Here is a 21,523-nt window from a genome sequence, read left to right as displayed (position 1 = left end):
CCCGCGGGCGGGAGCTCGGCTCGACCGCACCGCGGGGCAGGGCCGTCCGCACACCCCACGAGCGCGGACGGGATCCCAGCAACGCGCCATGCCCGGGCGACGTTGCGGGACGCATGAAAAAGACCGCCCCGAGTGGGACGGTCGGTGGGGTGTAAAACACCCATGTGAGCATTTTTGCACGCTCACTGCGCTCACACAAGAGGTGACCTGCCCCGTTTTCTCCGTGACTACCTCTTGTGCCGCTTTGGCGACACCCTGTATTCTTTTCTATGTCACATAGGTAAGTGAATCGAGGTGATCGACAATGAGGAAGGCCGTCAAGGCGCCCACTTGGCGCACTGTGCTGCGCCACGTGATCCTGGCGCTCGTCTTCGCCGGGTGCACCGCCGGCTTCTTCAGCCGCGGGGCCGCCATCTGGTGGCAGGTCTACCTAGGCGTGTTCTGCGGCGCCTGGGCACTGGTCGAGCTTGGTCTGCTGCTCGACCTCGCGCGCGGCAAGTACGGGCAGTAGGCATGCCCGAGACGCCCCGTGTCCTGACGGTCCACGCTCCCTGGGCGTACGCGATCATCCACTTCTCCAAGTCGATCGAGAACCGTACGTGGGAGACCTCCTACCGTGGGCCGTTGCTCATCCACTGCGGGCAGAAGGTCGACGACGTAGGCGAGTTTGTGCTGCGCAAGCGGGGCTATCCCGTGCCCGAGACCTACCCCGCCGGCCACATCATCGGCCGCGTCCAGCTGGTGGACTGCATCTTCGACTCCGGCCGGCCCTGGGGGGAGAAGGGTGCCTGGCACTGGGTTCTTGAGGACCCCGAGCCGGCTGCCCGCCCCCTTGCCACGCGGGGCAAGCAGGGTCTGTACTTCCCTCCCCCGGGCTGGGAGAGCGCCTTCAACGAACCGAGGAACACCTGATGTTCGACGACGACATAGACACAAACTACCTGCGCGTGACCTGCCGCTTCTGCCCCACACAGCTCGAGGGGGAAACCCCCGACGGCCGTCACGTCTACTTCCGCTACCGCTGGGGCGTCGCCAGCGTCGACATCGACGGCGAGCACGTCTGGTCAGAGAGGCTGGGCGACGACTACGACGGCGTCATGGACACCGACGAGGCGAAGCGGATCGCCGCGTCCGTGGCGGCCGGGTTTGTGCCGGTACGCCCGTCGTGACCGCACGCCAGAGCAGCACCACCGCCCGCCCGCTCGGCGAGCTCGAACTCGCCGTCATGAACCGGATGTGGGCCTGGCAGCGGCCGGCCACCGTGCGCGAGGTCCTGGAAGACCTGCGCGAGGAACGGCCGCTCGCCTACACCACGGTGATGACCGTCATGGTCAACCTGTACGACAAGGGCTGGCTGCGCCGGGAGGCCGTACGCCGCGCCTACCGCTACGAGGCCGCCTGCACGCGCGCCACGTACGCAGCCGCCCTCGCCGGCGAGGCATGGGCGGCCGGCGATCCGGTCGAGACGGAGAGCGCCACGGCCTCTGTCGCGGTGCTGCTCGCCGCCATGGCGGGAGACGACGAGGAAGCGCGCCGCATCGTCGAGTCCATGCCCCTCAAGCAGCGCGCCGCCTTCCACGACCACTTCGACCGCCTGGGCCAGTGGGTCGGCGGGCGCTGCGAGTCGTGCGAGGCCCACATGGACGCCGCGACGCCCTCGGGCTGGTGGGTCTGCCCGGAGTGCACCGCGGCGAACCAGGCCCTGATCGACGCCTACGACCCGTGGTCTTCACGTCCCACCGAGGAGGAGCAATGCTTCGCGTCACCATGCGGATGCCCGGGCCGTTCCGGGTCAGCGGCGGCCCGAGTATCGCCCTGTTCGCCTGTCACCCGAGGGGGTCCCTGGAGCCAGCATGCGTGACAGAATGAGCCAGTTTTCATCGGCACGACCGACGCATCTAAGCGCACAACCCGGGGGGTGACGGCAGTGGGCATACTGTGGCGCTTGTTTGCTCCGAAACCGATCAAGAAGGCGCGCCGCACCGTGAGGAAGACAGTTCACCCTGTGCGCACAGCCAGGCGAGCTGTAACGCCCAAGCCAGTCAAGAAGCTTGGGCAAGTCGCGCACCCGGTGGGCTTTGCCAAGCTCAAGGTGGAGGACGCGATTGTGGACGCGGTTCGCGGCAACTCCTCAAAGAGCGGTACGTCCTCGAAGGGGAAAGCCTCAGTGCAACCGGTTCGGGGGCAGCAACGATCGGTCCCCCAGACCAGCTACTCGGCGCCGCCACCCCCATGGCAGCCGAAGCCTGGATGGGGCACGGTACGCCACTTCACAGCCGTCAAGAACGATCACGGGGGCACGGACGTAGCGTTTCGGTTCATCCCTGATGACGGGAGCAAGCCTTTCCCGGTCACGCTCCACGACTGCACGATTCCGGAGTTGGGTGAGTACGCCCGAGGCATCTGGACTTCTGACCCGGCCGACCTGCTGATCATGGTCACCCCCGCCACGCTGGCCGACCTGGAAGAGACCGTCTTCCCGAGGCTCAACAGCATGGAGCCTGTCAATCGTGCACTGCTCTATACGGAGACCTCTGCGCAGGGTAACGACTTCGTTGAAATGGTGGGGTGGACGTGGACAGCCGACTACAAGGTAGTGAGGGCTGCGCCGGGTCTCATGAGCTAGCTAGATCACATACCGCCCCTCGACATGGCGCAGGTTCTGCCTGCGCCATTCGTCGTCTCAGGGCGGTCGGCTATAGCCCCAGGATCTGCCGCTTCTTGGCCGTGAACTCCTCCTCGGTCAGGATGCCGGCGTCGCGCAGCTCGGCCAGCTTCCTGATCTGGTCCGCCGTGTCAGGGACGGCCGGAGCGGGCGCGGCCTGCGCGACGGGCATGCCGCCCGGCACGCGAAGGTGGGAGCGGATCGCCTCCATCACCGGTGCAACGCGATCCTTGGTGATGTTCGTGAATCTGGTCGTGATGCCGCCCGAGCCCGTCACGACGATGGCGCCCTGAAGCAGGCTCTTGCGGTCGATGACTCCGGAGATGTTGGCGAGGGGGATCTCCTCCGTCGCCGAGGCGAACGCCCGCGCGTGGACGAACAGCAGCCGCTGGTCGGTGACGATCAGCACTCCGGACTGGTTCACGTTGCCCTGCCTGCGATACGTCGTCGTCGCGGCGAGCACGCGCTCGTCGCCCCGCAGGGCCCCGGAGGCGACGGTCAGGCTCTTCTTCGCCCCCCAGAGGGTGTTCTCCTGCGCAACCGCCTCGGCCAGGTCGCCGCGCAACCCTTCGGGAATCTTCGCCGCCATCTCATTCCTCCGCATGTGCACGGGGAGCTGCGAAGGGCCCCCGTGGCCTGACGAGAAGCGCCCTGTGCGCTTCTCACGGCGGAAGCGTGCCGACTGTGTGAGCACCATGTAAAGGCGGGTTGCTCATAGTTTGATCAAATCTTGTACCAACCATCTACATGTCCGGTACGCGATCCGCCGCCCCGGCCCCCGGAAGCGCATCCGGGAGCCGATGACGTGCGCGGACTCAGGCTTCGATCCGGCTGCGGTCCTCCGCAGGGCTCGACAGGGGTTCGACCGTGTGCGGGACCGCCTTACCCCTGCGCCGCCGGCGCACTCTCCGGGTCAGCCAACCGCCCCCGGCCACGAGCCCCGTGGCGATCAGAGACCCGATCGTCTCGCTGAGCGCACTCTGGCCGATGGCGTCCCAGGGAAACGTGGACACCCACATGACTACCGTCCTTCCGGTCGACAACGCGTCTGTATCCAGCGTGCGTTGCCGCCGGACGGCCCGGACGCGTGCGGACGCCAGGCGGTATCGTCGGACAGCATCGGACGGAATCGGACGGGGTGGGGGGCCATGCCGAGGTTGAAGCGACCGAACTTGCCCGAGGGGCCGGGAAAGGAGCTGAACGACGCGCTCCACGACCTGCACTTTCGGGCGGGGCTGCTGTCCGTGCGTGCGCTCGTCGATCGGGTGGGCGACACGGTGGCCGGCAGGAGTCGGGTCCACGACGTCTTCTCCAGCGAGCGAGTGCCGGCTTGGGGGCTGGTCGAGCTTCTGGTGGAGGCTCTTGCGGAGAAGGCGCCGGGTGCGGATCAGGCACGCGAGGTAGAGCGGATGCATCAACTGTGGCTGGCGGCGTCAGGCCACACGGCCCTCGAACAACCCGCGCCGCCGATGCCTCCAAAGGCAACCAAGCCATCCACCGTGCCGCCACCGCGGAGGCCAGTACCTGCGGCGCAACCAGACGCGGCCCGACGCCCGGTTCTCGCCATGCGCGTTGAGTGGGTGGATCCCAGTGCTGTGCACCTCGACGTCCGGCGCAGACTGCGCGGTCTGGTGGACCAGGCCCTTGACGACATCGGCCGGCCGATCAAGGGCAAGCATCGAAGCAATGGCAGTGCCGGTTCGACCATCGTTCTGGACAGTCTGGACGAGAGTCCGAGTCTGACGGCCGGGACCTTCCTGGCGACGCTGGACTCTGACAGCGAATACCTTCGCGAGCGCTCTTTCGACCTCCGTATGACTGAGCTGAGGTTCATGGCCCTCTTCGACCCGGCGGCACGTAACGCCGCCGAGCTCCTGGAGGAGCTGAAGGCCATTTGGCCGTCGGACGATGTCGCAAAGATCTGGGGTCACTCGAAGGGTCGCGTCGCGGCCATGGTCAACGGACTTGCCGTTGCTGGAGGCCAGCTTCCGGGGACGTGGGAGAGCCACACTGCGGAGGTCCACCTGGCGAAGGGGTCCCAGTTGGTCGCGTTCGACGTCCGGGCGTGGTACGTCGATTCCCACTCAGACCTCATCTAGGGCCCACGAGCTAGATCACATACCGCCCCTCCACATGGCGCAGGTTCCTCCTGCGCCATTCATCGTCGCGGAACCGCTCGCTGACGACCTCGCCCCGGTAGTGCACCTCGACGCCCGTGCCGGCCTCGTTCTCGCCGTAGGTGCCCGGCTCATCCCAGGGGGTGCGCTTGCCGTACCGCTCGGCCTCGACGACCAACTCCCCCTCGACCAGCTTGGCAAGGGCCGCGGCCTGGTGGACGACGTGGTGGCCAGGCGAGGAGGCGAGCGCCTTGAAGGCGAGCCACAGCCCGCCGGCGGTGTCGCCGAGATAGGCCGGCACGTAGCCGATGTGGTCCCCCCAGGCGCGGGCCTGGGCGACCGCGTCGAAGGAGCGGCCGTCGAAGTCGTCGCGCATGGACACCCAGACGACGCCGAGCCGTTCGGCTTCCTCGGCCGGGTCGATCCCCCAGTGCTTCCAGGTGGCCGCCCGGATGTTGTCGAGCACGATGTGGAACCGGCCGCGCTGGATCTCGGCGACGGCCGTGGCGTGGCGGCAGGCCAGCGCCTTGCCCTCGTTGATCCACTTCCACAGCTCGGGCCCGTGCTCCAGGCCCTCGATCGGGTCGGGGCCGCCGGGCGAGGTCCACTTGGTCACCTCGTGGCCCTGCTCGGCGAGCACCATCCCAGCGAAGGCCGGGACCACGTAGGTGCCGATCTCCAGCACGCGCATCAGGACTCCCTCGGGGCGACGTACTCGTACGAGCGGGTGCCGAGCCGGCGGGGGTTGAGCATGTGCTTGCGCAGCCCGGTGTTCTTGGTGGTCGACGCCAGCCGCCCCGCCGGCGTCATGTCCCGCCAGCGCGGGGAGGCCGAGTAGTAGCGGATCATCGCCGGGTGGGCGATCACGTTGCGGTAACGGTAGCCCCGCTCCCACAGGTACTGCCCCAGCCAGTCGTCCATCCGGCCGCCGATGCCCAGGCCCTGGTAGTCCGGCAGCACCACGAGCCGGTGGCCCATCTTGATGTTGCGGGTCTTGGGGTGCGGGAAGTGGGTGTAGGCGGAGAAGGCCACCAGCTGGTCGCCGATCCAGCCGCCGAAGCACTGCGCGCCGGTGTGGAGGTTGCCGCTCAGATAGTGATGCGGCCGAAACAGGGGCCAGACGGAGCGATCAACCCGGTGGACCCGGAGGTCGATGGTCGGCCGGGGTGGAACCGACCCCCAGGTGAACGTCTCCGCGGCGACGTTGCACACCCAGTCCGGCTGGAGCCATTCGGTCACGTCGAAGTGGCAGGTGACGGCGACCAGCCGGCGCGTGCTGCGCCGGATCGCCTTCTGGAGGGCGTGGCTTGCCACCTTGGCGACCTGCCGGTCCACGGTGGAGGTGTACTCGTCGATGACGGCCAGGTCCTCGGTCTCGGCGAGCAGCCGGGCGAGCGTGGCCCGGAACGCCTCCCCCGTCGACAGAGTCCGCCAGGGGCGCAGCCAGGCCGGCGGGGAGCCCAGGCCCACCGCGGTGAGCAGGCCGATGATGTCCTTGATGCCGAGCTCGGCCGGGAAGTCGTCGAGCAGGGCGCGGTCGCTGCTCCAGGTGGGCTCGGCCGCCATGTGGTCGGGCCACAGGTGGCGGGCGAGCGTCGACTTGCCGCAGCCGGACGGGCCCACGATGAGGCCGATCTGCCAGTCCCGCTCCTCCAGGGAGAGGTTCAGGTGCCAGCTGCGGGTGGTCTTCTCGCTCAGCTCGACGTCGAAGAGGGAGGCCGCCTGGAGCACCCGCGGGGAGGTGTGGACGTGGCTGGCGACCTCAATGTCTGCGCGCATGGCTCACCTATCCGATCAGGGCACGGACGCGCCAGCCTTCGCCGGCCAGGCGCTCCAGGAGTTCGGTCTGCTGGTGCTCGTCGTCGCACTCGACGACCACGCCCCACACGCCGGGCATGTCCTCGGTGGCGGCGTCGCCCTCGGGGGGCAGTTCCTCAACCCTGCCGAGCAGGGCTGACAGGTCCTCGTCGGTGTAGCCGGTGCCGTCCAGGCCCTCTTCGGCGTCGGCGGCCTGAAGGAGTTCGAGCAGCGCGTCGCCGTCCATGCTGCCGAGCTCCGAGGTGCGGTTGTCGGCCAGGTTGATCCTGCGTGCGGTGGCGTCGTCGCAGCGGATCAGCTCGCAGCGGGCCTCGGTGTGCCCCTCGGCTTGAAGGCCCAGCATCGTGTGGTTGCCGGCCAGGACGACGAACGCCCCGCCGGTGTCGCGGACGACCAACGAGCGGTACTGGCCGTTGCGGCGGATCGACTCGCGGATCGCCTCGACCTTGCCCCGCTTGGCATTTCCCGGATAGGGCGTCAGCTCGTCGAGCGGAACGGTGCGGGTTTCCAGATATTCAGCGCCCACATACCTCGCATGAGTTCGTACAACTCCCGCATGTGACACGGGAATTGGTTGCGGAATTCCTTGTGGTTCCCGTTGACCCCCTTTTGGGGCCTCCGTATCGTTATCTATGCACGACAGAGAACGACACGTCAGATCTCAACCCCACCCGAAAGGAAGGGCCGAGCCATGTCAGTGCTCGCCTGGGTCGCCGTCGCCCTCGTCATTTACGCCGTGGGCTACTCGAAGGGCCGCACTGCCGGCCAGAGGGACGGCGCCGCGCGCATCGTTACCGACTTTCTCTCCAAGCGTCGCTGATTCCGCCTGTAAGGGCGGTCGGGCGCCGGTCCCGAACCGGCGCCCTGTCAGCCCCGCACGCGGGGTCCACACCCAAGGAAAGGGAAAGTCATGGAGATCGGAAGCGCCATTCGTCTCGTCGAGGGCCTGATCTACAAGCCGGGCTGGACGTTCACGGCCACCGACCACACCAACCGATTCGAGGGCACGATCAAGGTCCGGGTCGAGTACCCGGCCCGCAACTCCAACCGCGACCAAGCAGACAAGGGCTACCCCGAGGAGATCACCACCTACGCCGAGTTCCCGCTGATGGTCGGCGACTGTAGTGACGACAGGACGCTGTACCGGCGGATCCTGTCCGCCATCGCCGAGATCGAGCTGCACGAGGCCCGCGAGTTCCTGCGGGTGGCGCCGACCAACTGGGCACCCTTCCACCCGCACCGCATCGACGGCATGAAGGCGTGGCTGAAGTACCGCGACGACGGAATGGCCGCGCTGTACGGCGACCTCCAGTTCGGCATCGCGTAATCGAGACGACGGCGGCCGGCCCTCCGAACTCCACGCGGAGGGCCGCCGGAAATCCCCCGCCCCGGCGGGGGTTATTCCGTATAGCGGGCTTTTCCTGTTCGGGCCCATTGACGGCCCATTCGGGCCTCTGTAATGTTCTCTATGTAAACGAGATAAGCGAAACGAACGCAAAGGAGGGGGCCATGGCCCAGAAGCTCGCCGCCAGCCTGATCGCCGGTGACGTCGTCACCGACCAGGAGATGATCCGCGAGGCGCGTCGCAACGCGTACACCCGCGTCCCCGGCGACATCCGCGTGGTCCGCAACGTGCGCACCGGCCGCAAGTGGGCGCACGTGACGATGGGCAATTACGGCGTCGCCAAGGTCGCCATGGACCGCATGGTCGACGTCGCGTCCTGAGCCCTCTCCCCCGGCCCGTCGGCTGACTCCACCAGCCGCGGGCCGGGTTCGTACCGCCCGATCAACCCCACTCGAAACGAGGTCCATCCGTGATCGCCCCTGCCCCCGCCATCGAGACCATCAACGCCGTCGAGCTGCGCCCCGAGCACGCCGGCCACGTCGTCGAGTACCAGACGGTCACCTCCGACGACGACGGCAACGCGGTCCCCATCACCGTGATCGGCACGCTCGTCGCCGTCGAGAACGGCCAGACGTTCGGCCGCGGCTGGTCCCGTGTCACGGTCCAGGGCACCGTCCTGCGCGACGGTCTCTCCCACGCGACCGAGCCGACGGTCGAGAACGTCCTCGGCGGCCACCGCACGGTGCGCCTGTACCGCGCGCCGAAGGCCCAGGCGTGACGCCGCTGACCGCCCCCGTCCCCCTGCGGGCGGCCAAGCCCGACGCCCTGGTGGCCAACGTCCTCGACGCCTGGGACGGCACGAGCGAGGACCAGCGCGCCCGCGGTGCCCAGTGGTACCGCGTGGCGAACCAGCTGGCCCGGCAGATGGCCGGCGGCGACGCGCGCACCGGCGCGGGCGTCATCGCCGCCCTGTCGGCGCAGGCGTCATGGGAGCGCAACACGCGCGACGCCGCGGCCCTGCTCGCCGGCCGGCCCGTGCTCAACACCCGCGAGCGGCTGGCCAAGGCACACCGCATTCTGGCCGGCGAGGACCCCGACGACGTCCTGCCCCGGGGCCTGAAGACCTGGCACTTCTACCGGTGCATCGCCGACCCCGACGACGCGGCGGCCGTGGTCATCGACCGCCACGCCCATGACCTGGCCGTGGGCCGCCGGCTGGGCACCGCCTACCGCGGGCTGGGCTACCGCCCGCGCTACGACCTGTTCGCCGGCGCCTACCGGGCGGCGGCGGGGCAGCTGGGCGTCCTTCCCTCCACCCTCCAGGCGGCCACCTGGCTGGCCTGGACCGAAGACCCGCGCCGCCCGGCGCGGCCCCACCACCGCAGCACCGAAGGAGATGCGGCATGAAGTACCCGATCAAGGCGTGGCGCTCGACGTCCGCCGAACGAGTCGAGATGGACCTGGAGAGGCGACCCACCTGCCCCGGCAACCCGAAGACGGGCGCCGGCTGCGGTCGCAAGCCCGACCACGTCCTGACCTGGACGACCAACAAGAGCGGCCTGCCGGGCCAGGGCGCTGGGCACATGCAGCTCGCCTGCCTGCACCACATCCACTCCCTGCTCGCCCACAGCGAGGAGGCCGCGATGAACCACCACGTCGAGGTCACCCGGTACGAGGGGGTGTGACATGAAGCAGCCGCACGCGGCCCGCTCGGCCGTCGAGATGTACGCCGCCCTGGTGCAGGGCGAGTCGAACGAGCCGCTGGAGACCCAGGCCGTCGACCTGATGGCGGACCTGTTCCACCTGCTCGCCGCGGAGGGCCACGACGTCGACCGCCTGGTGGGCTCGGCCCAGTTCCACTTCGACACCGAGTCCGACCCCGACGAGGACGACGGCGGCGAGGCGAGCGAGGAGGCCCACTGGCCGGACGCCTCCAGCGTCTCGGTCGACCTGAGCAGGTCCGAGCACGCAGAGCGCCGCGCCGCATAGGAGGAGTGCCCATGGTCACCCTGTTCGAGGCCGCCGCCCTCGTGCTGCTGGCCGCCCTGCCGATGATCTGGACGGTGCTGCGGTTCCTCCCGCTCGCCATCCTGGCGTGGGAGTTCACCCGCGCATCTCAGCCGGCCTAAGCCGCCGGCGAAGAGGTCCCGGCCCCTGTCGACTCCACCGGCAGGGGCCTCTTTCTTGCCCAGCTCAGGAACGTCCGCGGCCTCCATTGACGGCCATACGGCCCTTCCGTATCGTTATCTATGTCAGAGAGACAACACACCACCATCCCAGAGAAGGGACCGGACCATGTCCAAGGAGACCCGCCAGTGGCTCGCGGAGAACACGCTGATCGGCTTCACCGACAAGCGCGGGAACGCCTGGCACTACCGGGAGGGCGACGCTAACCACTACGAGGGTGCGATCCCCGTCGAGGACGTCCAGAACCGACTGTTCCACTGGACGGCCGTCGAGTCGCCGATGATGTTCCGCAACCCCGTCACCAAGCGCTTCGGCTCCGACCAGAGCCGCAAGGTCATCCTGCGCAGCGACACCGGTGACGTCATGGGCGTCTTCAAGAAGTCGTACCAGCCCCACCAGTACGGCGAGTGGCTGCTGACCAACGTCGCCAACATCCTCGACGACGACCTGGGCATCGGCTCCGCCGGCCTTCTGCGCAACGGCGCTGTCGCCTGGGTGTCCGTCGAGGTCCCGGAGAACATCACCACCCCCGAGGGTGTCGAGTTCCGCCCGAACCTGCTCGCCTGCACGTCCTTCGACGGGTCGCTGGCGACCACCTACAAGCGGATCATCACCAACGTCGTGTGCGACAACACGATGGCCGCGGCCCTCACCGAGGGTGGCGCCGCCTTCCGGGTGCGACACAGCTCCAAGAGCCTGACACGCCTGAACGACGCGCGCGACGCGCTCGGGATCGTCCACTCGATCTCCGACGACTTCGCCGCCGAGGTGGCCAAGCTCTGCGCCACGCCCGTCAGCGACGCCGCGTTCTTCGACTTCGTCGACAGCCAGCTGGCCCCGATCGAGGAGGACGCCAAGAAGTTCTCGGTCACGATGGCGGAGAAGAAGCGCGACGCCTTCCGCACCCTGTGGACGCAGGACGAGCGGGTCGCGCCCTGGCGCGGGAACCTGTTCGGCGCCTGGCAGGCCGTCAACACCTTCAGCCACCACGAGACGAACCCCCGCGGTGTCCGGGCCGAGCGGATCATGACCCGCACCGTCGAGGGCCGGGTCGAGCAGGAGGACTTCGACGCCCTGCGCCCGCTGCTCGCCACCGTCTGATCAACCCCCTTTGGGCCCCCGCCAACTCCACGGGCGGGGGCCCAATCTGTTGCCCAGCTTGGAAAGTTCTCTTGCTCGCGTTGACAACTATCAGGCCACAGCGTAATGTTATCAATGTAAGAGAGAGAACAACCCCACTCACTGACCGAAAGGCCGAGATCGTGACCACCGACGTGAACGAGGCGTTCGCCGCCGAGAAGATCGCCCAACTCGACTCCGCCCGCGCGGCCTCCGAGGCCGCCGCCCAGTCCGAGACCGACCGCATCGCCCGCTTCGAGGCCCGCGTGGCCGCCGGCGAGATGGTCCAGACGGGCCCCAACACCTACCGCGTCACCCAGGGTTGGGACGCCGGCGAGACCTTCACCGTCAACCGCAACGCCGCCGGCCAGGTGGCCGAGGTCGTCGCCAACCACGGGCTGGACACCATGGCCGATGGCCGCACCGCCCTGTACTCCGCGGTCCCCGCGTGGCACTCTCTGGGACAGGTGATCCCGGGCGGCACCTCCGACGTGGAGGAGGTCCTGAAGCTCTCGGGCCTGGACTTCACCGTCGAGCTGGTGCCCACCCAGTACACCTGGGGCGAGCAGACGCTGACCGTGGAGGACAGCTTCACCACCGTCCGCAACGACACCGGCGCCGCGCTCGGCGTCGTCGGCAGCCGCTACACCCCGGTCCAGAACAGCGACGGGTTCGGCTTCCTGCAAGAGCTCGTCGGCGACTTCGGCGTGAAGTTCGAGTCCGCGGGCGCGCTGCGCGGAGGGCGCAAGGTGTTCGTCTCCATCCGCCTGCCCAAGTCCGTCGTCGTGGACGCCGAGGGCATCAACGACGAGATCCTGCCCTTCGTGGCCGTGCTCAACGACCACGCCGGCACCGGCAGCTTCCAGGCCGTCGTCACCCCGTGGCGGCCGGTGTGCAAGAACACCGAGCGCTTCGCCGTCCGGGACGCGCACACCCGCTGGTCCGTGCGCCACACCCGCGGCGCAGCCGACAAGGTCCGCGAGGCGCGCCGCACGCTGAACCTGTCGATCAACTACTTCGAGGAGTGGGCCGCCGAGGAGAACCAGCTGGCCCAGACCGACCTGGCGATCGACGACTTCCGCAAGGTGCTCGCCGACCTGTGGCCCGAGCCCGAGGCCGACAAGAAGGCCGCGCGCACGATCCACGAGAAGCGCTCCGAGATGCTGACCGCGATGTTCCACGCCGAGACCAAGCGTCTCGGAGGCACCGCGTACGCGGCCGAGAGGACCATCACCGACTACCTCGACCACGTCGCGCCGAAGCGGCCCGGCAAGTCCATGAGCGAGGAAGTGGCCCGCGCCACCGCCCTGCTGGAGGGCTCCGACGACGAGATGAAGTCCAAGGCCCACGAGCGGCTCCTGCTCGTCCGCCGCTGAACCACCGGCCCCGCCCCCACCGGGCGGGGCCACTCCCACGACTGCCGGCCGGCCGGGGCGCCTGGGACTCCACCCCTCGCGCCCCGCACGGGACTCCACCCCGTGCGCCCGGCCGGGCGGTCGTGCACTCAACCCCACTCAAACCCCACGAGGGATCGCCATGAGTACTCCGTCCATCCTCCAGCCGGGCCTGTGCCCGGCCTGCCAAGCCCGCCTCGCCTGGTCCGACCCGGTACTGCGCACCCGCACGGGCGCGATCGTGTGCGAGCGGCACCGCGACCTGTTCATCCCCGACGCCCTTGCCGACAAGGGCACCTACGAAGAGGTGTGGGAGCGGCGCGACCTTCAGCCCTACACCGTCACCATCGCCGGCTCGGAGCGCCACGACGGCGAGGCGCCCTACACCTACGTGGTCAACGCCCCCTCCGGGGACGCGGCGTGGGAGTACGTAGCGCGCCACCACGTCGAGGAAGAGCAGGACCTCGACGTCGAGCGCGTCTCCGTCGAACTGGGCGTGCCAGGTGACGGCTCTGGCTACCACTGGAACGACCTGCGCGAGCAGTGATGTGGGGTCCGGTCGCCGTGCCCTTCCAAGGGGGTCACCCTCGCGTGATCACTCACGCGCGACGCCGCCACGGCGACCGGACATCTCTGAACTTCCGCTCATACCCATTGAGTTGGGACGAACCGCCCTGTATCGTTATCTATGCAAGACAGAGAACGACGACGCGAGGAGCCCACGCCATGACCACCCCCCTGATCGACCAGATCGAGCTGATCGCCGAGGCGGGCGACCCCGAGGACCTGCGAGAGCTCGTCCGGGACCTGAGCCGCAGCGGAATCCAAGCCGACGTCCAGCTGGCGATCGACCTCCGCCGCGCGATCAAGGGTGACCAGATGGACCGCGACAAGCTGCGCGCGAAGGCCGGCGACCTCAAGGACGCTAACGCCCGCGCCCAGGTCCAGTTCGACCGCCTGCTGGCCCAGTTCCCGCCGGCCGTCGTCCAGCGCCTCGCCTTCGGGCCCAAGCACTGAATCGAGGAAACGATGACCACCACCCGTCGCGCCCGCCAGATCATCCTCACTCCCACGCAGGCCAAGGTGATCCGCACCGCCACGGAGTCCGACGGCGCCCACCGGGTGCAGCGCCAGAAGGGCATGCAGTACCGCACCTTCAAGCGGCTGTGGCACCTGGACCTGATCGAGGACCGGGAGGCCGGCTCCCAACTCACCGCGGACGGTGAGCGCGTGCGTCAGTACCTGCTCAAGCACCCGCTCGCCACGTCCGTGATCCTTCTGCCCGACGAGGAGAGCTGAAGCCATGCCCGACTCCCCATCCGCCCGCTACGAGGTCGTCATCGACCGCGATCCGGACAACGACACCGGCATCCACCTGTTCGTGGACGGCGTCCCGGTGCCCCTGCACACGACCGAGGACTTCGCCTTCCACGTGGTCGACCCCGGCCGCAGCGGCGCCGACGCCGAGTGGGTGCGGTCCATGTACGAGGTGGCCGACGGCTTCTCCCCCGCTGCCGGTGCCGCCATCCGCGAACTCACCGACTCCTACGCCTGAGAGGAGGTGACGTCCATGGCCTACATCATCGTCGGCGCCCTGTGCTTCTGGTGGGGCTACGCCGCCGGCGCCCGCGCGGTGCGCCGCTCGCTCGGCGGCATCGCCGAGTCGGTCAAGAACCTGCTGCGCTGACCCGCCCCCGGCCGCGGGCGACTCCACCTCTCGCGACCGACCCGACTCCCCGGCAGCGGGCGACTCCACACCCCGCTGCCGGGTGACCCAGCTCAACCCCACTCACACGAAACGGAGATCGAGCATGACCACAACCACGACCGAGACCCCTCTCGGGCGCAAGGCACGCGAGGTGCTGCGCGTCATCGAGGCCAACCGCGACGCGCTCGACATGAGCACCTGGTGGGAGGGCCCGGGTGCGGTGTTCACCCCGAACGAGACGCCCTGCGGCACCACGATGTGCGTCGCCGGCTGGAGGGCGCACCTGAGCGGCTGGACGCTGGTCGACGACGGGCGCGCCACCAAGGACGGGCGCGAGCTGAAGATCGAGGTCGTCGCCGTCGACGAGTTCGAGCCGGCCGACGAGGGCGAGATCCGCGCCCTGCGGGAGCTCTTCTACACCGGCCCCAGCCGGGCACTGGCCGTCCTGCGCTACGTCGCCGACCAGGGCACCTTCCCGCCCGGCGGCATTCAGGACGACGACGCGCTGGACCCCTACTGGCGGGACTGATCGCCGCACGGCGCCCGGCGTCTCGCACGTCGGGTGGCCGCGGGTGATCAGCCCGGACCCACCAGCGAGAGAAACGGAACTGTCGTGAACTACACCCAGCTTGCGGAGGCCGTGTCCGAGGAGACCGGCATCCACGCCAACGACGTCAAGGCCATCCTGCGCTCCGCGGCCGACGTCATCACGCGGGAGACCGCCGAGGGCGGCAGCGTCGCCATCACCAACTTCGGGACGTTCAAGGGAGTCGACGCCGCCCGGCGTCTGGCCCGCAACCCGCAGACCGGCAGGAAGGTCACGGTGCCGGCGCACCGCGTCGTCCGCTTCAAGCCGTCCGCGCGCATGTCCGAACTGGTGCGCCGCGAGAAGTCCACCTACTACCGGCGCCCGGTGACCACGGCCAAGCGGCCGAAGACCTCGGCACTGGTCTGACCGCAGCACGGTGCCCGGCGTCCCCCAACGCCGGGTGGCCGCGGGCGATCAGCCCGACCCGTCAACCCGAGAGGAGCCAGTCATGGCCCGTCGCCGTTCCACCCTTGAGCAGTTCCGCCGGGGCCTCTACCTCACGCAAAGGACGCTCGGTGACGCCCAGGCCGCCAGTCGCGGCCCCGCGCCGCTCGCCAAGCGCCTCGTTCGCCGCCGTGAGCGCCGTCTGCTCGGTCGCTGGCTGTCGCGCTGGGGACTCTAGCGAGCACCACTGACACCGACGACGACCCGGCCCTGGTGCCGGGTCTTCTCGGTGACCTGGACCGAGAGGTGACACTCTCGGTATCGTTATCTGTATGAAGGAGACCGAGATGCCACAGCCGCTGGACCAGACGGCGGTCGCCGCGCGGTGCGGCATCGCCCTGACCACGGTCCGCAAGTACCACATGGTCGCCGAGCGCAACCGCGACAACGGCGACCCGCAGCCCGGCGACATGCCGGCGCCCGACGGACAGGTTGGGCGCAGCCCATGGTGGTACCCGTCGACCATCGATGCCTGGAACGAGAACCGGCCCAAGCCCGGCACCGAGCGCGGCGGCCGGCCGCAGGGCGAGCGGGGACCGGAGCACCTGCGCGAGGTGGCCAAGGTCTTCCAGGCCGCTGAGAAGGCGCAGAAGTCCGTGCCGGCGCCGGCGACCGTCATCGCCGAGCACTTCGGTGTCGGCCGGCCCACCGCCTACCGGTGGATCCGACAGGCGAAGGAAGAGGGCCTGCTCTCGGACTGACGCCGGCGCAGCACTGAGCCCCCGACGCTTTGGCATCGGGGGCTCACTCATGTCCAGATTCCACCTATGTTGGCATTTTGGCACGCTCGCTGCGCTCACTCAAGGGCGGCTTGCGCTCCAGGAGCCGGCACAGCTCGACCACTTCGTCCATGTCGACGAGGAGGCGCTGCTTCGTGCCGTAGGCGCACAGACGACCCTCCTTGGTGGCCCAGCGGCGAATGGTGCTCGGCGCCTTGCCGGCGAGAAGGCCCGCGGTGGCGGTGTCGACAAGACGAGGTCGCTTGCGCACCACCGGCGCCGCAGCGGGCTCGAGGACGTGGTGCGCGCAGATCCAGCCGCCCTCGTTGAGCTGCCAGCCCGCGAGAGCGAGGATGCGGGCGCGCTTGGCGTCGCGGTCCTCGCCCTCGTGGTGCTCGACGATCTGGAGCGAGGGGCACTCACTGGCGTGGCACGTGACGGGCTCCAGCTCGCCGCTCACCATCGCTCGCCCAACTGCTCGCGCAGCCACCGGCCGTGGTAGCTGCGGGCGAACAGGGCGGCGGCTCGCCACTGGAGCTTGGCCGCGGCGATGGCCTCGGCGCGCCAGCCGCGGCGGAAGGGCCGCGGGTGGCGCTCTCCGTCGGTCCAGGCGTCCCCGCAGCCGCAGCAGGTCCAGGTCGGCCCGTACCAGGCGCAGTCGCGGCCGGCGAAGCGTCGGCGCCGCTCACACGTGGGGCAGAAGGCGATCTGGCGCAGCAGGAACGCCGACGGGCGGCACACCGCCACGGGCGGCTGCCTCACGACTCCGTCTCCTCGACGACGAACCGGATGATGATCTCGTCGTCGCCGGGGAAGTACCGCAGGACGTCGTCGGCCAGCACGGCGTCCGGCGGCAGGCCGCGCAGGCGGCGGTAGTCGGCCTTCGCGGCCAGGGCGGCCTTGGTGATCTCGCCCTGGTCGGCGCCCCACGGCTGGCCGGCCGGGACGATGTACTCCTTGGTCTGGGTGTAGACCGTGCGGGTGCTGAAGGTGGCCATCACCGCCCCTTCCTGGGCGCCGGCGGTGCTGGCTCCGGCTCATCGACGACGAAGGAGATCAGGACGTCCTCGCCGTCCTTCTCGATGGTGAGGGCGTCCGCCAGCAGCGGCTCGCCGTCGTCGACCAGTCCGAACGCTGTGCGGTAGGCGCACTGGGCGGCGGCGAGCGCCCGTTCGTAGCGCGCTGCCCGCGGCCATTTCGATCCGTCGTCGGCGGGCACCAGCCACTCGTAGCGGTGCGGGACGAGCTTGCGCAGCGAGACGGGAGCGGCCATCAATGCCCCTCCTCTGCTGTGTCGTCGCCCGTCTCGGGTGCGCCGAGGGGCAGCTCGTCCGCGCGCGCCATCGTGCCGAGGACTTCCTTCAGGGCCTCGGGGTCGCCGCTGAACAGGCGGTTGATCAGGCGGGTGTCGTCGGGCGTCTCCTCGGGCAGCGGCTCAAGGACGTCGATCAGCCACGTGCCGCACTGGGTGCAGAAGCCCGATCCGTCGGTGTACTGGCGCCGCTCGTAGGGCCCGTGCTCGCAGTCGCGGTAGCGCTCGTACTTCGCCCAGCAGGCGTCCTCGGCCTCGGCGACGGTGGCGCCCTCCCCGCGCAGGAAGGTCGGCGGGGTGTTGGGGAACGCCTCGACGAACGCCGTGCGGTAGGACTTCTCGCCGGCGTAGACGACGCCGAGGGCGCCGCCCTGGATCTCGACGTCCTCGGGCCAGGGGTGCTGGGCGACGTGGCCGGTGTTGTTGATCAGGCGCGGCATGAGTCCTCGTCCTCCTCGTCCTCGAGCGCGGAGGCGCACCGGCCGCCCTCGTCGGCGTCCACGAAGTCCAGGTCGCAGCCCAGGGCGCAGTCGGGGCAGCCCCAGCTGTTGCAGCCGGGCGCGGTGCAGCCGGAGAAGTAGGCGTCGCCGCCGCAGTCGGGGCAGCCGCGCTGATCGGGCACCTCGTGCGCGGAGGTGGGGTCGAGGATGGAGGCTTCGACCTGGCGACCGCCCAGGTCGACCGTGAACTTGATCTCGCTCATTCCCCGGCCTCCAGCGCTGCGGCCTCGGCCTGCTTGAAGGCCAGGGCGACGTCTTCGGCTGTGGTGTGCGGGTCGTCGTTCCAGGAGGTGATGTGGACAATCTGGCCGGCCTGGCGCAGGTACCCCAGGGCCTGGGTGTAGGTCTGGAGGCCGGGAACCAGCGCCATGGCGGCGTAGTGCATGGCGCCGAGGGCGCAGACCTCACCGTTGAGGCCGGTGAGGTCGCCTTTGTGGTAGCCGCGCTGGGCCAGCTCGGTGCCGGCCTGGTGGAGCAGGTCGGAAGGCTTCATCGTGATCTCTCGCTTGAGTGAGTGGGGTTGTGGGGTTGAAAGGGCCGCGCCCGTGGCCCGTGGTCATCCACTGGGCGCGGCCCTGGTCGGTGGAGTCGACAGGGCTATGCGCTGGCCGGTGCGGTGCGCCGTACGCCCGTGAACTTGCTGCGCAGCGAGCGAAGCCGGCGGCGGGTGCCGCCACCGCCGCCCCTCTGCCACCAGTCGTGGGCGAAGAAGGCGGCGAGGGCTGCATCGAAGACGGCCCCGATGGTCTGGCCCATGAGCGTGGCGGCCAGGCCGCCCACGGCGTAGGCGATGGCCAGCAGGCCAGAGCATTGGCGGCGTGTCAGACGGCCGCTTGCCAGCCCGGCGACGATGCACAGGAACAGCCCGAAGGAAGCCCAGCCGAGGCCGTGCCCGATCCCCGTCACGTCGCCACCTGCTCGCGAAGTGGCTGGAGGGCCGGCTCAGAAGTCATAGAGCCCGTACCCCCTGGACTCGGCGGCCCGGTGGACGGCGATGTGGCTCAGGTCCCTCACGGCCTGCATGAGCAGACCCACGGCCGTGTCGTGCTCGTTCTGCCGCAGGAAGGCGAGCGCCGTCTGCGCCGCGACGCGGGCGGAGGTGCGAGAGCCGCGCTCGTTCTCGGGGTAGTCCTGAACCTTGAGCTTCCACTGGTCGTTGCTGAACTCGACGCTCTCCAGCGCCTCGTGGGCCAGCTCGTTGGCCTTGGCGAGCGCCCAGATCATTTCGTCGTCGGTCGGCTTGTCCATCGTTCCTCGTCTCGGGATGGGTGTGCGGGGCGGGTGGTGCCGGCTCAGTGCGGCACGGGCACGGCAGACAGCGCGGCGTCGTGGGCGCGCTGCGCGGCGTCGTAGGAGACCTCGTCGGCCTGGTCCTCGGGGATGCGGAAGGCGCACCCGGTGCAGCGGTACTCACCGTGGGGGGCGTCGCGGTAGACGAGGTGCGTGCCGGCATCCAGCCGGTCGGCCTTCTCCTTGATGAACTCGCCGAACAGGGCCTGCGGATCGGGGTGGAAGCCGTGCATGGCGACCATGGCGGCCACGATCACGTCGCACAGCTCGGCGGCGACGTCGTGGCGGTGGGTGACGCCCTTGCGGGGGTTCTGACCCGTCGCGCCGATGTACGCCTGCGCCGCCTCCCCCGCCTCCTCGACGACCTTGAGCAGGCGGATGAGGTATTCGTGCTCGTCGGTGCCGTTGACGGCGTCGAGCCGCTGCGAGATGCGGCGCGCCTGCGCGAAGGCGTCGGTGGCGGAGTCGGTCATGGTGCTTCCTTCCTGCGGCCCGGCCGCGGGGTGCGGCCCGGCACGGGCGGGCCTCAGATGTGGCAGTCGACGTTGACGATCACGGCGTCAGGGTCGAGCTCTTCCAGGTAGGCGTTGGTGCGGCCCTTGAACATGGCGCGGCTGGAGTCGGTCTCCTCGCTCATGCCGAACCAGCCCATGCGGCCCGGCTCGTCCCAGGTGCCGTCCTGGCGCAGCAGGGCGTAGCCGGGCACCGCCTCCAGGCGGGCCTTCTCCAGCAAGGCGTCACGGCCGGCCGCGAAGTGCGCGACCACGTCCTCCCACCAATGGCGGAACTCCGTGTCGCCGGCGGCGGCCTTCACGCGCGCCTGCTCGCGATAGTCCTTGCGCGCCTGCTCGATGGAGTAGGCGTCCTTGCCCTCGGCGTCGACCCGGGCGGTGAAGTGCTCCCACGGCAGCGCCTCGGGCAGGTCGCGGGTCAGGTCGGTCCAGCGGTCGAACTCCTTGGCGGCCTTGCGGGCGGCCTCCTCGCGCATCGCCTCGAAGTCGAGCAGGCCGCGGGGGCCGCCGTCGCAGTAGCCGAGCTTGTGCGGGTCCTTCTCGTTCATCCACGAGCGCGAGCCGCGCACCAGGCGCCGCAGGTCGGCATCGGGCCGGTGGATGAAGTGGTCGGCCCACCGGCCGCCGATCTGCCACCAGTCCCACTTGGACTGCTCGTTGTAGGTGGTCATGCGGTAGTACAGGACCGGGCCGGTGCCATCGCCGGCGTCCTCGTAGACCGGGACTCCCTTGTACTCGGCGAGCACCGCGGCGACGTTCTTCTCATCGAGCTCCGCAGGCTTGTGCTCGGGGTGCTCGATGAAGAACGCCAGCGCCTGCTCGTAGTCGGCGTGCTCGATGTACTCGCGGCGCGGCTCGCTCTCCTTGTTCTCGTCGAAGGGGGCCAGCGCCCGGGTCACGGCCTCGGCGACCTCGCGCGGGTCGGTGGGCGGAAGGGTCACGGTCACGGTGAAGTGGCTCATGTCGTCTCCTTGTGAGTGGGGTTGATGCGGTCGAGCACGGCCTGGGCGGCGATGAGGGGCACCGCCCACAGCGCGTGCAGGTACAGCGCGACGGCCTCGGCCAGGGGGATCACGCGGGAGCCTCGGTGAACGGCGCGAGCGCGGCGTCCATGGAGGAGTCGAAGGCGTCCCAGGTGGCCTGGTAGCAGTCGTCTTGCGGACCGCGGTCGGCGCAGAACGCCTTCGCGGCCTCGTCGGCGGCGACCAGCATCCGGTCGCCGCCGGCGGCGTAGTACGGCGGGCGGTCCACGGCGCTCACGCCCTCGGCTCCGCAGCGCTGTCGGCGCTGTCGGCGCTGTCGGCGTGGGGTGCGAGGGCGTACTCGGCCTGGACCATCCTCGGGTGGGCTATCTCGGTGAGGAGGTGGTTCCAGTTGGCGTCGCCGGTCGCGGGGAACTCGTCCCAGTCACGGTCGTCGGCGCAGGGATAGGTCACGGTCTTGGTCATGGCGATCACTTCTCGGGCGGCTCGGTGCGGAGGGTGGAGCGGGCGGGGACGCGCTTGCGGCGGCTGGCCGACGGGTCGCCGCCGGCGACGATCTCCTTGAAGCGCGGCAGGGCGCGGACGCGGACGTCGCGGCGGGGGGCGACGCGGACACGCTCGCCGGTCTGCGGGTTGCGGGCCCAGCGGCCGGGGCGCTCGACGGGCGTCCACGAGACGAAGTTGGTGACGGCGACGATGTTGCCTGCCGCGACCTCTTCGGTGACGACGTCGAACAGGGCGGTGACGACCTGGTCCACGTCCTTGCGGCGGACGCCGGTCCGCTTGCGGACGGTCTCGATCAGTTCGGTCTGGTTCACGGG

At 69.6% G+C, this 21,523-nt stretch carries 41 protein-coding genes and 1 pseudogene; 24 read left to right on the top strand and 18 right to left on the bottom strand.

The window, feature by feature from the left end; genetic code table 11:
• Nucleotides 1–304 precede the first annotated feature (304 nt).
• From ACIP94_RS22180 to ACIP94_RS22160, 5 genes and pseudogenes are all read left to right on the top strand, one after another.
• A complete protein-coding gene (locus ACIP94_RS22180; protein WP_402428117.1) occupies nucleotides 305–511 on the top strand; it encodes a hypothetical protein in 207 nt (68 codons plus the stop codon).
• A 2-nt stretch (nucleotides 512–513) separates the two neighbouring features.
• The gene (locus tag ACIP94_RS22175; protein WP_402428114.1) at nucleotides 514–912 is read left to right on the top strand and encodes an ASCH domain-containing protein; all 399 of its coding nucleotides are present in this window, start codon (nucleotides 514–516) and stop codon (nucleotides 910–912) included.
• Nucleotides 912–1,169, top strand: a complete 258-nt coding sequence (locus ACIP94_RS22170; RefSeq protein WP_402428111.1) for a hypothetical protein — start codon at nucleotides 912–914, stop codon at nucleotides 1,167–1,169. Before ACIP94_RS22175 ends, ACIP94_RS22170 begins: the two co-directional genes overlap by 1 nt.
• 56 nt (nucleotides 1,170–1,225) lie before the next feature.
• Nucleotides 1,226–1,451: pseudogene (locus ACIP94_RS22165) on the top strand (BlaI/MecI/CopY family transcriptional regulator); the annotation flags it as partial.
• A 467-nt stretch (nucleotides 1,452–1,918) separates the two neighbouring features.
• On the top strand, nucleotides 1,919–2,626 hold the full coding sequence (locus ACIP94_RS22160; protein WP_402428108.1) for a hypothetical protein: 708 nt from the start codon (nucleotides 1,919–1,921) through the stop codon (nucleotides 2,624–2,626).
• A 70-nt stretch (nucleotides 2,627–2,696) separates the two neighbouring features.
• Here the strand turns inward: ACIP94_RS22160 and ACIP94_RS22155 are convergent, their stop codons facing one another.
• Nucleotides 2,697–3,254, bottom strand: coding sequence for a PH domain-containing protein (locus ACIP94_RS22155; protein ID WP_402428105.1), 558 nt, complete (start codon nucleotides 3,252–3,254; stop codon nucleotides 2,697–2,699).
• Between the two features lie 559 nt (nucleotides 3,255–3,813).
• Between ACIP94_RS22155 and ACIP94_RS22150 the strand changes: the two genes are divergently transcribed.
• A complete protein-coding gene (locus tag ACIP94_RS22150; RefSeq protein WP_402428102.1) occupies nucleotides 3,814–4,764 on the top strand; it encodes a hypothetical protein in 951 nt (316 codons plus the stop codon).
• Nucleotides 4,765–4,774: 10 nt separating this feature from the next.
• Here the strand turns inward: ACIP94_RS22150 and ACIP94_RS22145 are convergent, their stop codons facing one another.
• The 3 genes from ACIP94_RS22145 to ACIP94_RS22135 are packed head-to-tail and all read right to left on the bottom strand — an operon-like array spanning nucleotide 4,775 to nucleotide 7,126.
• Complete coding sequence (locus ACIP94_RS22145) at nucleotides 4,775–5,473, bottom strand: CoA transferase (protein WP_402428099.1); 699 nt, start codon at nucleotides 5,471–5,473, stop codon at nucleotides 4,775–4,777.
• The gene (locus tag ACIP94_RS22140; protein WP_402428096.1) at nucleotides 5,473–6,561 is read right to left on the bottom strand and encodes a GNAT family N-acetyltransferase; all 1,089 of its coding nucleotides are present in this window, start codon (nucleotides 6,559–6,561) and stop codon (nucleotides 5,473–5,475) included. Before ACIP94_RS22140 ends, ACIP94_RS22145 begins: the two co-directional genes overlap by 1 nt.
• A gap of 7 nt (nucleotides 6,562–6,568) precedes the next feature.
• Nucleotides 6,569–7,126, bottom strand: coding sequence for a ParB/RepB/Spo0J family partition protein (locus ACIP94_RS22135; RefSeq protein ID WP_402428093.1), 558 nt, complete (start codon nucleotides 7,124–7,126; stop codon nucleotides 6,569–6,571).
• Nucleotides 7,127–7,291: 165 nt separating this feature from the next.
• On the opposite strand from ACIP94_RS22135, the gene ACIP94_RS22130 reads away from it, so the two are divergent.
• The 18 genes from ACIP94_RS22130 (at nucleotide 7,292) to ACIP94_RS22045 (ending at nucleotide 16,087) form a co-directional block, all read left to right on the top strand.
• A complete protein-coding gene (locus ACIP94_RS22130) occupies nucleotides 7,292–7,420 on the top strand; it encodes a hypothetical protein (protein WP_402428090.1) in 129 nt (42 codons plus the stop codon).
• Between the two features lie 90 nt (nucleotides 7,421–7,510).
• The gene (locus tag ACIP94_RS22125) at nucleotides 7,511–7,927 is read left to right on the top strand and encodes a hypothetical protein (RefSeq protein WP_402428087.1); all 417 of its coding nucleotides are present in this window, start codon (nucleotides 7,511–7,513) and stop codon (nucleotides 7,925–7,927) included.
• Nucleotides 7,928–8,109: 182 nt separating this feature from the next.
• Nucleotides 8,110–8,325 (top strand): hypothetical protein, encoded by a 216-nt coding sequence (locus ACIP94_RS22120; RefSeq protein ID WP_402428084.1) that lies wholly within the window; start codon nucleotides 8,110–8,112, stop codon nucleotides 8,323–8,325.
• 89 nt (nucleotides 8,326–8,414) lie between these two features.
• The gene (locus ACIP94_RS22115; RefSeq protein ID WP_402428081.1) at nucleotides 8,415–8,723 is read left to right on the top strand and encodes a hypothetical protein; all 309 of its coding nucleotides are present in this window, start codon (nucleotides 8,415–8,417) and stop codon (nucleotides 8,721–8,723) included.
• The gene (locus tag ACIP94_RS22110) at nucleotides 8,720–9,352 is read left to right on the top strand and encodes a hypothetical protein (RefSeq protein ID WP_402428078.1); all 633 of its coding nucleotides are present in this window, start codon (nucleotides 8,720–8,722) and stop codon (nucleotides 9,350–9,352) included. Before ACIP94_RS22115 ends, ACIP94_RS22110 begins: the two co-directional genes overlap by 4 nt.
• Nucleotides 9,349–9,630 (top strand): hypothetical protein, encoded by a 282-nt coding sequence (locus ACIP94_RS22105; protein ID WP_402428075.1) that lies wholly within the window; start codon nucleotides 9,349–9,351, stop codon nucleotides 9,628–9,630. Before ACIP94_RS22110 ends, ACIP94_RS22105 begins: the two co-directional genes overlap by 4 nt.
• A gap of 1 nt (nucleotide 9,631) precedes the next feature.
• Nucleotides 9,632–9,934: a hypothetical protein gene (locus ACIP94_RS22100; protein ID WP_402428072.1), complete on the top strand. Its 303-nt coding sequence runs from the start codon at nucleotides 9,632–9,634 to the stop codon at nucleotides 9,932–9,934.
• 11 nt (nucleotides 9,935–9,945) lie between these two features.
• The gene (locus ACIP94_RS22095; protein WP_402428069.1) at nucleotides 9,946–10,074 is read left to right on the top strand and encodes a hypothetical protein; all 129 of its coding nucleotides are present in this window, start codon (nucleotides 9,946–9,948) and stop codon (nucleotides 10,072–10,074) included.
• A gap of 166 nt (nucleotides 10,075–10,240) precedes the next feature.
• The gene (locus ACIP94_RS22090; RefSeq protein ID WP_402428066.1) at nucleotides 10,241–11,233 is read left to right on the top strand and encodes a DUF932 domain-containing protein; all 993 of its coding nucleotides are present in this window, start codon (nucleotides 10,241–10,243) and stop codon (nucleotides 11,231–11,233) included.
• A 161-nt stretch (nucleotides 11,234–11,394) separates the two neighbouring features.
• Nucleotides 11,395–12,627: a DUF932 domain-containing protein gene (locus ACIP94_RS22085; RefSeq protein ID WP_402428063.1), complete on the top strand. Its 1,233-nt coding sequence runs from the start codon at nucleotides 11,395–11,397 to the stop codon at nucleotides 12,625–12,627.
• A gap of 160 nt (nucleotides 12,628–12,787) precedes the next feature.
• Entirely contained in the window at nucleotides 12,788–13,192 is a 405-nt protein-coding gene (locus ACIP94_RS22080; RefSeq protein ID WP_402428060.1) for a hypothetical protein, read from the top strand.
• A gap of 179 nt (nucleotides 13,193–13,371) precedes the next feature.
• Nucleotides 13,372–13,662, top strand: coding sequence for a hypothetical protein (locus ACIP94_RS22075; protein ID WP_402428057.1), 291 nt, complete (start codon nucleotides 13,372–13,374; stop codon nucleotides 13,660–13,662).
• A 12-nt stretch (nucleotides 13,663–13,674) separates the two neighbouring features.
• The gene (locus ACIP94_RS22070; protein WP_402428055.1) at nucleotides 13,675–13,944 is read left to right on the top strand and encodes a hypothetical protein; all 270 of its coding nucleotides are present in this window, start codon (nucleotides 13,675–13,677) and stop codon (nucleotides 13,942–13,944) included.
• Nucleotides 13,945–13,948: 4 nt separating this feature from the next.
• Nucleotides 13,949–14,200, top strand: coding sequence for a hypothetical protein (locus ACIP94_RS22065; protein ID WP_402428052.1), 252 nt, complete (start codon nucleotides 13,949–13,951; stop codon nucleotides 14,198–14,200).
• Nucleotides 14,201–14,456: 256 nt separating this feature from the next.
• Nucleotides 14,457–14,882 carry a hypothetical protein gene (locus ACIP94_RS22060; protein ID WP_402428049.1) on the top strand — a complete coding sequence of 142 codons (426 nt, stop codon included), beginning with the start codon at nucleotides 14,457–14,459 and terminating at the stop codon, nucleotides 14,880–14,882.
• Nucleotides 14,883–14,966: 84 nt separating this feature from the next.
• Nucleotides 14,967–15,308 (top strand): HU family DNA-binding protein, encoded by a 342-nt coding sequence (locus tag ACIP94_RS22055; RefSeq protein WP_402428046.1) that lies wholly within the window; start codon nucleotides 14,967–14,969, stop codon nucleotides 15,306–15,308.
• Between the two features lie 82 nt (nucleotides 15,309–15,390).
• A complete protein-coding gene (locus ACIP94_RS22050; protein ID WP_402428042.1) occupies nucleotides 15,391–15,564 on the top strand; it encodes a hypothetical protein in 174 nt (57 codons plus the stop codon).
• A 94-nt stretch (nucleotides 15,565–15,658) separates the two neighbouring features.
• Entirely contained in the window at nucleotides 15,659–16,087 is a 429-nt protein-coding gene (locus ACIP94_RS22045; protein ID WP_402428038.1) for a helix-turn-helix domain-containing protein, read from the top strand.
• 64 nt (nucleotides 16,088–16,151) lie between these two features.
• Here the strand turns inward: ACIP94_RS22045 and ACIP94_RS22040 are convergent, their stop codons facing one another.
• From ACIP94_RS22040 to ACIP94_RS21975, 14 genes are all read right to left on the bottom strand, one after another.
• Nucleotides 16,152–16,568: a hypothetical protein gene (locus ACIP94_RS22040; protein ID WP_402428035.1), complete on the bottom strand. Its 417-nt coding sequence runs from the start codon at nucleotides 16,566–16,568 to the stop codon at nucleotides 16,152–16,154.
• On the bottom strand, nucleotides 16,562–16,867 hold the full coding sequence (locus ACIP94_RS22035; RefSeq protein ID WP_402428032.1) for a hypothetical protein: 306 nt from the start codon (nucleotides 16,865–16,867) through the stop codon (nucleotides 16,562–16,564). Before ACIP94_RS22035 ends, ACIP94_RS22040 begins: the two co-directional genes overlap by 7 nt.
• Nucleotides 16,864–17,103, bottom strand: a complete 240-nt coding sequence (locus tag ACIP94_RS22030; RefSeq protein ID WP_402428029.1) for a hypothetical protein — start codon at nucleotides 17,101–17,103, stop codon at nucleotides 16,864–16,866. The genes ACIP94_RS22035 and ACIP94_RS22030 overlap by 4 nt, the downstream gene beginning before the upstream one ends.
• Nucleotides 17,103–17,378 carry a hypothetical protein gene (locus ACIP94_RS22025; RefSeq protein ID WP_402428026.1) on the bottom strand — a complete coding sequence of 92 codons (276 nt, stop codon included), beginning with the start codon at nucleotides 17,376–17,378 and terminating at the stop codon, nucleotides 17,103–17,105. The genes ACIP94_RS22030 and ACIP94_RS22025 overlap by 1 nt, the downstream gene beginning before the upstream one ends.
• Nucleotides 17,378–17,857, bottom strand: coding sequence for a hypothetical protein (locus tag ACIP94_RS22020; RefSeq protein ID WP_402428023.1), 480 nt, complete (start codon nucleotides 17,855–17,857; stop codon nucleotides 17,378–17,380). The genes ACIP94_RS22025 and ACIP94_RS22020 overlap by 1 nt, the downstream gene beginning before the upstream one ends.
• Complete coding sequence (locus tag ACIP94_RS22015; protein ID WP_402428020.1) at nucleotides 17,845–18,120, bottom strand: hypothetical protein; 276 nt, start codon at nucleotides 18,118–18,120, stop codon at nucleotides 17,845–17,847. Before ACIP94_RS22015 ends, ACIP94_RS22020 begins: the two co-directional genes overlap by 13 nt.
• A complete protein-coding gene (locus ACIP94_RS22010) occupies nucleotides 18,117–18,410 on the bottom strand; it encodes a hypothetical protein (protein ID WP_402428017.1) in 294 nt (97 codons plus the stop codon). Before ACIP94_RS22010 ends, ACIP94_RS22015 begins: the two co-directional genes overlap by 4 nt.
• 104 nt (nucleotides 18,411–18,514) lie before the next feature.
• Nucleotides 18,515–18,823 carry a hypothetical protein gene (locus ACIP94_RS22005; RefSeq protein ID WP_402428014.1) on the bottom strand — a complete coding sequence of 103 codons (309 nt, stop codon included), beginning with the start codon at nucleotides 18,821–18,823 and terminating at the stop codon, nucleotides 18,515–18,517.
• A 36-nt stretch (nucleotides 18,824–18,859) separates the two neighbouring features.
• Nucleotides 18,860–19,165 (bottom strand): hypothetical protein, encoded by a 306-nt coding sequence (locus ACIP94_RS22000; RefSeq protein ID WP_402428011.1) that lies wholly within the window; start codon nucleotides 19,163–19,165, stop codon nucleotides 18,860–18,862.
• A gap of 44 nt (nucleotides 19,166–19,209) precedes the next feature.
• Nucleotides 19,210–19,680: a MazG-like family protein gene (locus tag ACIP94_RS21995; RefSeq protein WP_402428008.1), complete on the bottom strand. Its 471-nt coding sequence runs from the start codon at nucleotides 19,678–19,680 to the stop codon at nucleotides 19,210–19,212.
• 53 nt (nucleotides 19,681–19,733) lie between these two features.
• Nucleotides 19,734–20,681, bottom strand: a complete 948-nt coding sequence (locus ACIP94_RS21990) for a hypothetical protein (RefSeq protein WP_402428005.1) — start codon at nucleotides 20,679–20,681, stop codon at nucleotides 19,734–19,736.
• Between the two features lie 109 nt (nucleotides 20,682–20,790).
• Complete coding sequence (locus ACIP94_RS21985; protein ID WP_402428002.1) at nucleotides 20,791–20,979, bottom strand: hypothetical protein; 189 nt, start codon at nucleotides 20,977–20,979, stop codon at nucleotides 20,791–20,793.
• Nucleotides 20,976–21,167, bottom strand: coding sequence for a hypothetical protein (locus ACIP94_RS21980; protein WP_402428000.1), 192 nt, complete (start codon nucleotides 21,165–21,167; stop codon nucleotides 20,976–20,978). Before ACIP94_RS21980 ends, ACIP94_RS21985 begins: the two co-directional genes overlap by 4 nt.
• Before the next feature lie 5 nt (nucleotides 21,168–21,172).
• Nucleotides 21,173–21,520 (bottom strand): HU family DNA-binding protein, encoded by a 348-nt coding sequence (locus tag ACIP94_RS21975; RefSeq protein ID WP_402427997.1) that lies wholly within the window; start codon nucleotides 21,518–21,520, stop codon nucleotides 21,173–21,175.
• Between the last annotated feature and the right edge of the window lie 3 nt (nucleotides 21,521–21,523).

The organism is Streptomyces sp. NPDC093261 (assembly GCF_044753645.1).
GTDB lineage: Bacteria > Actinomycetota > Actinomycetes > Streptomycetales > Streptomycetaceae > Streptomyces.
The sequence above is the reverse complement of the archived record's forward strand: the minus strand, read 5'-3'. Positions and strand labels throughout refer to the sequence as shown.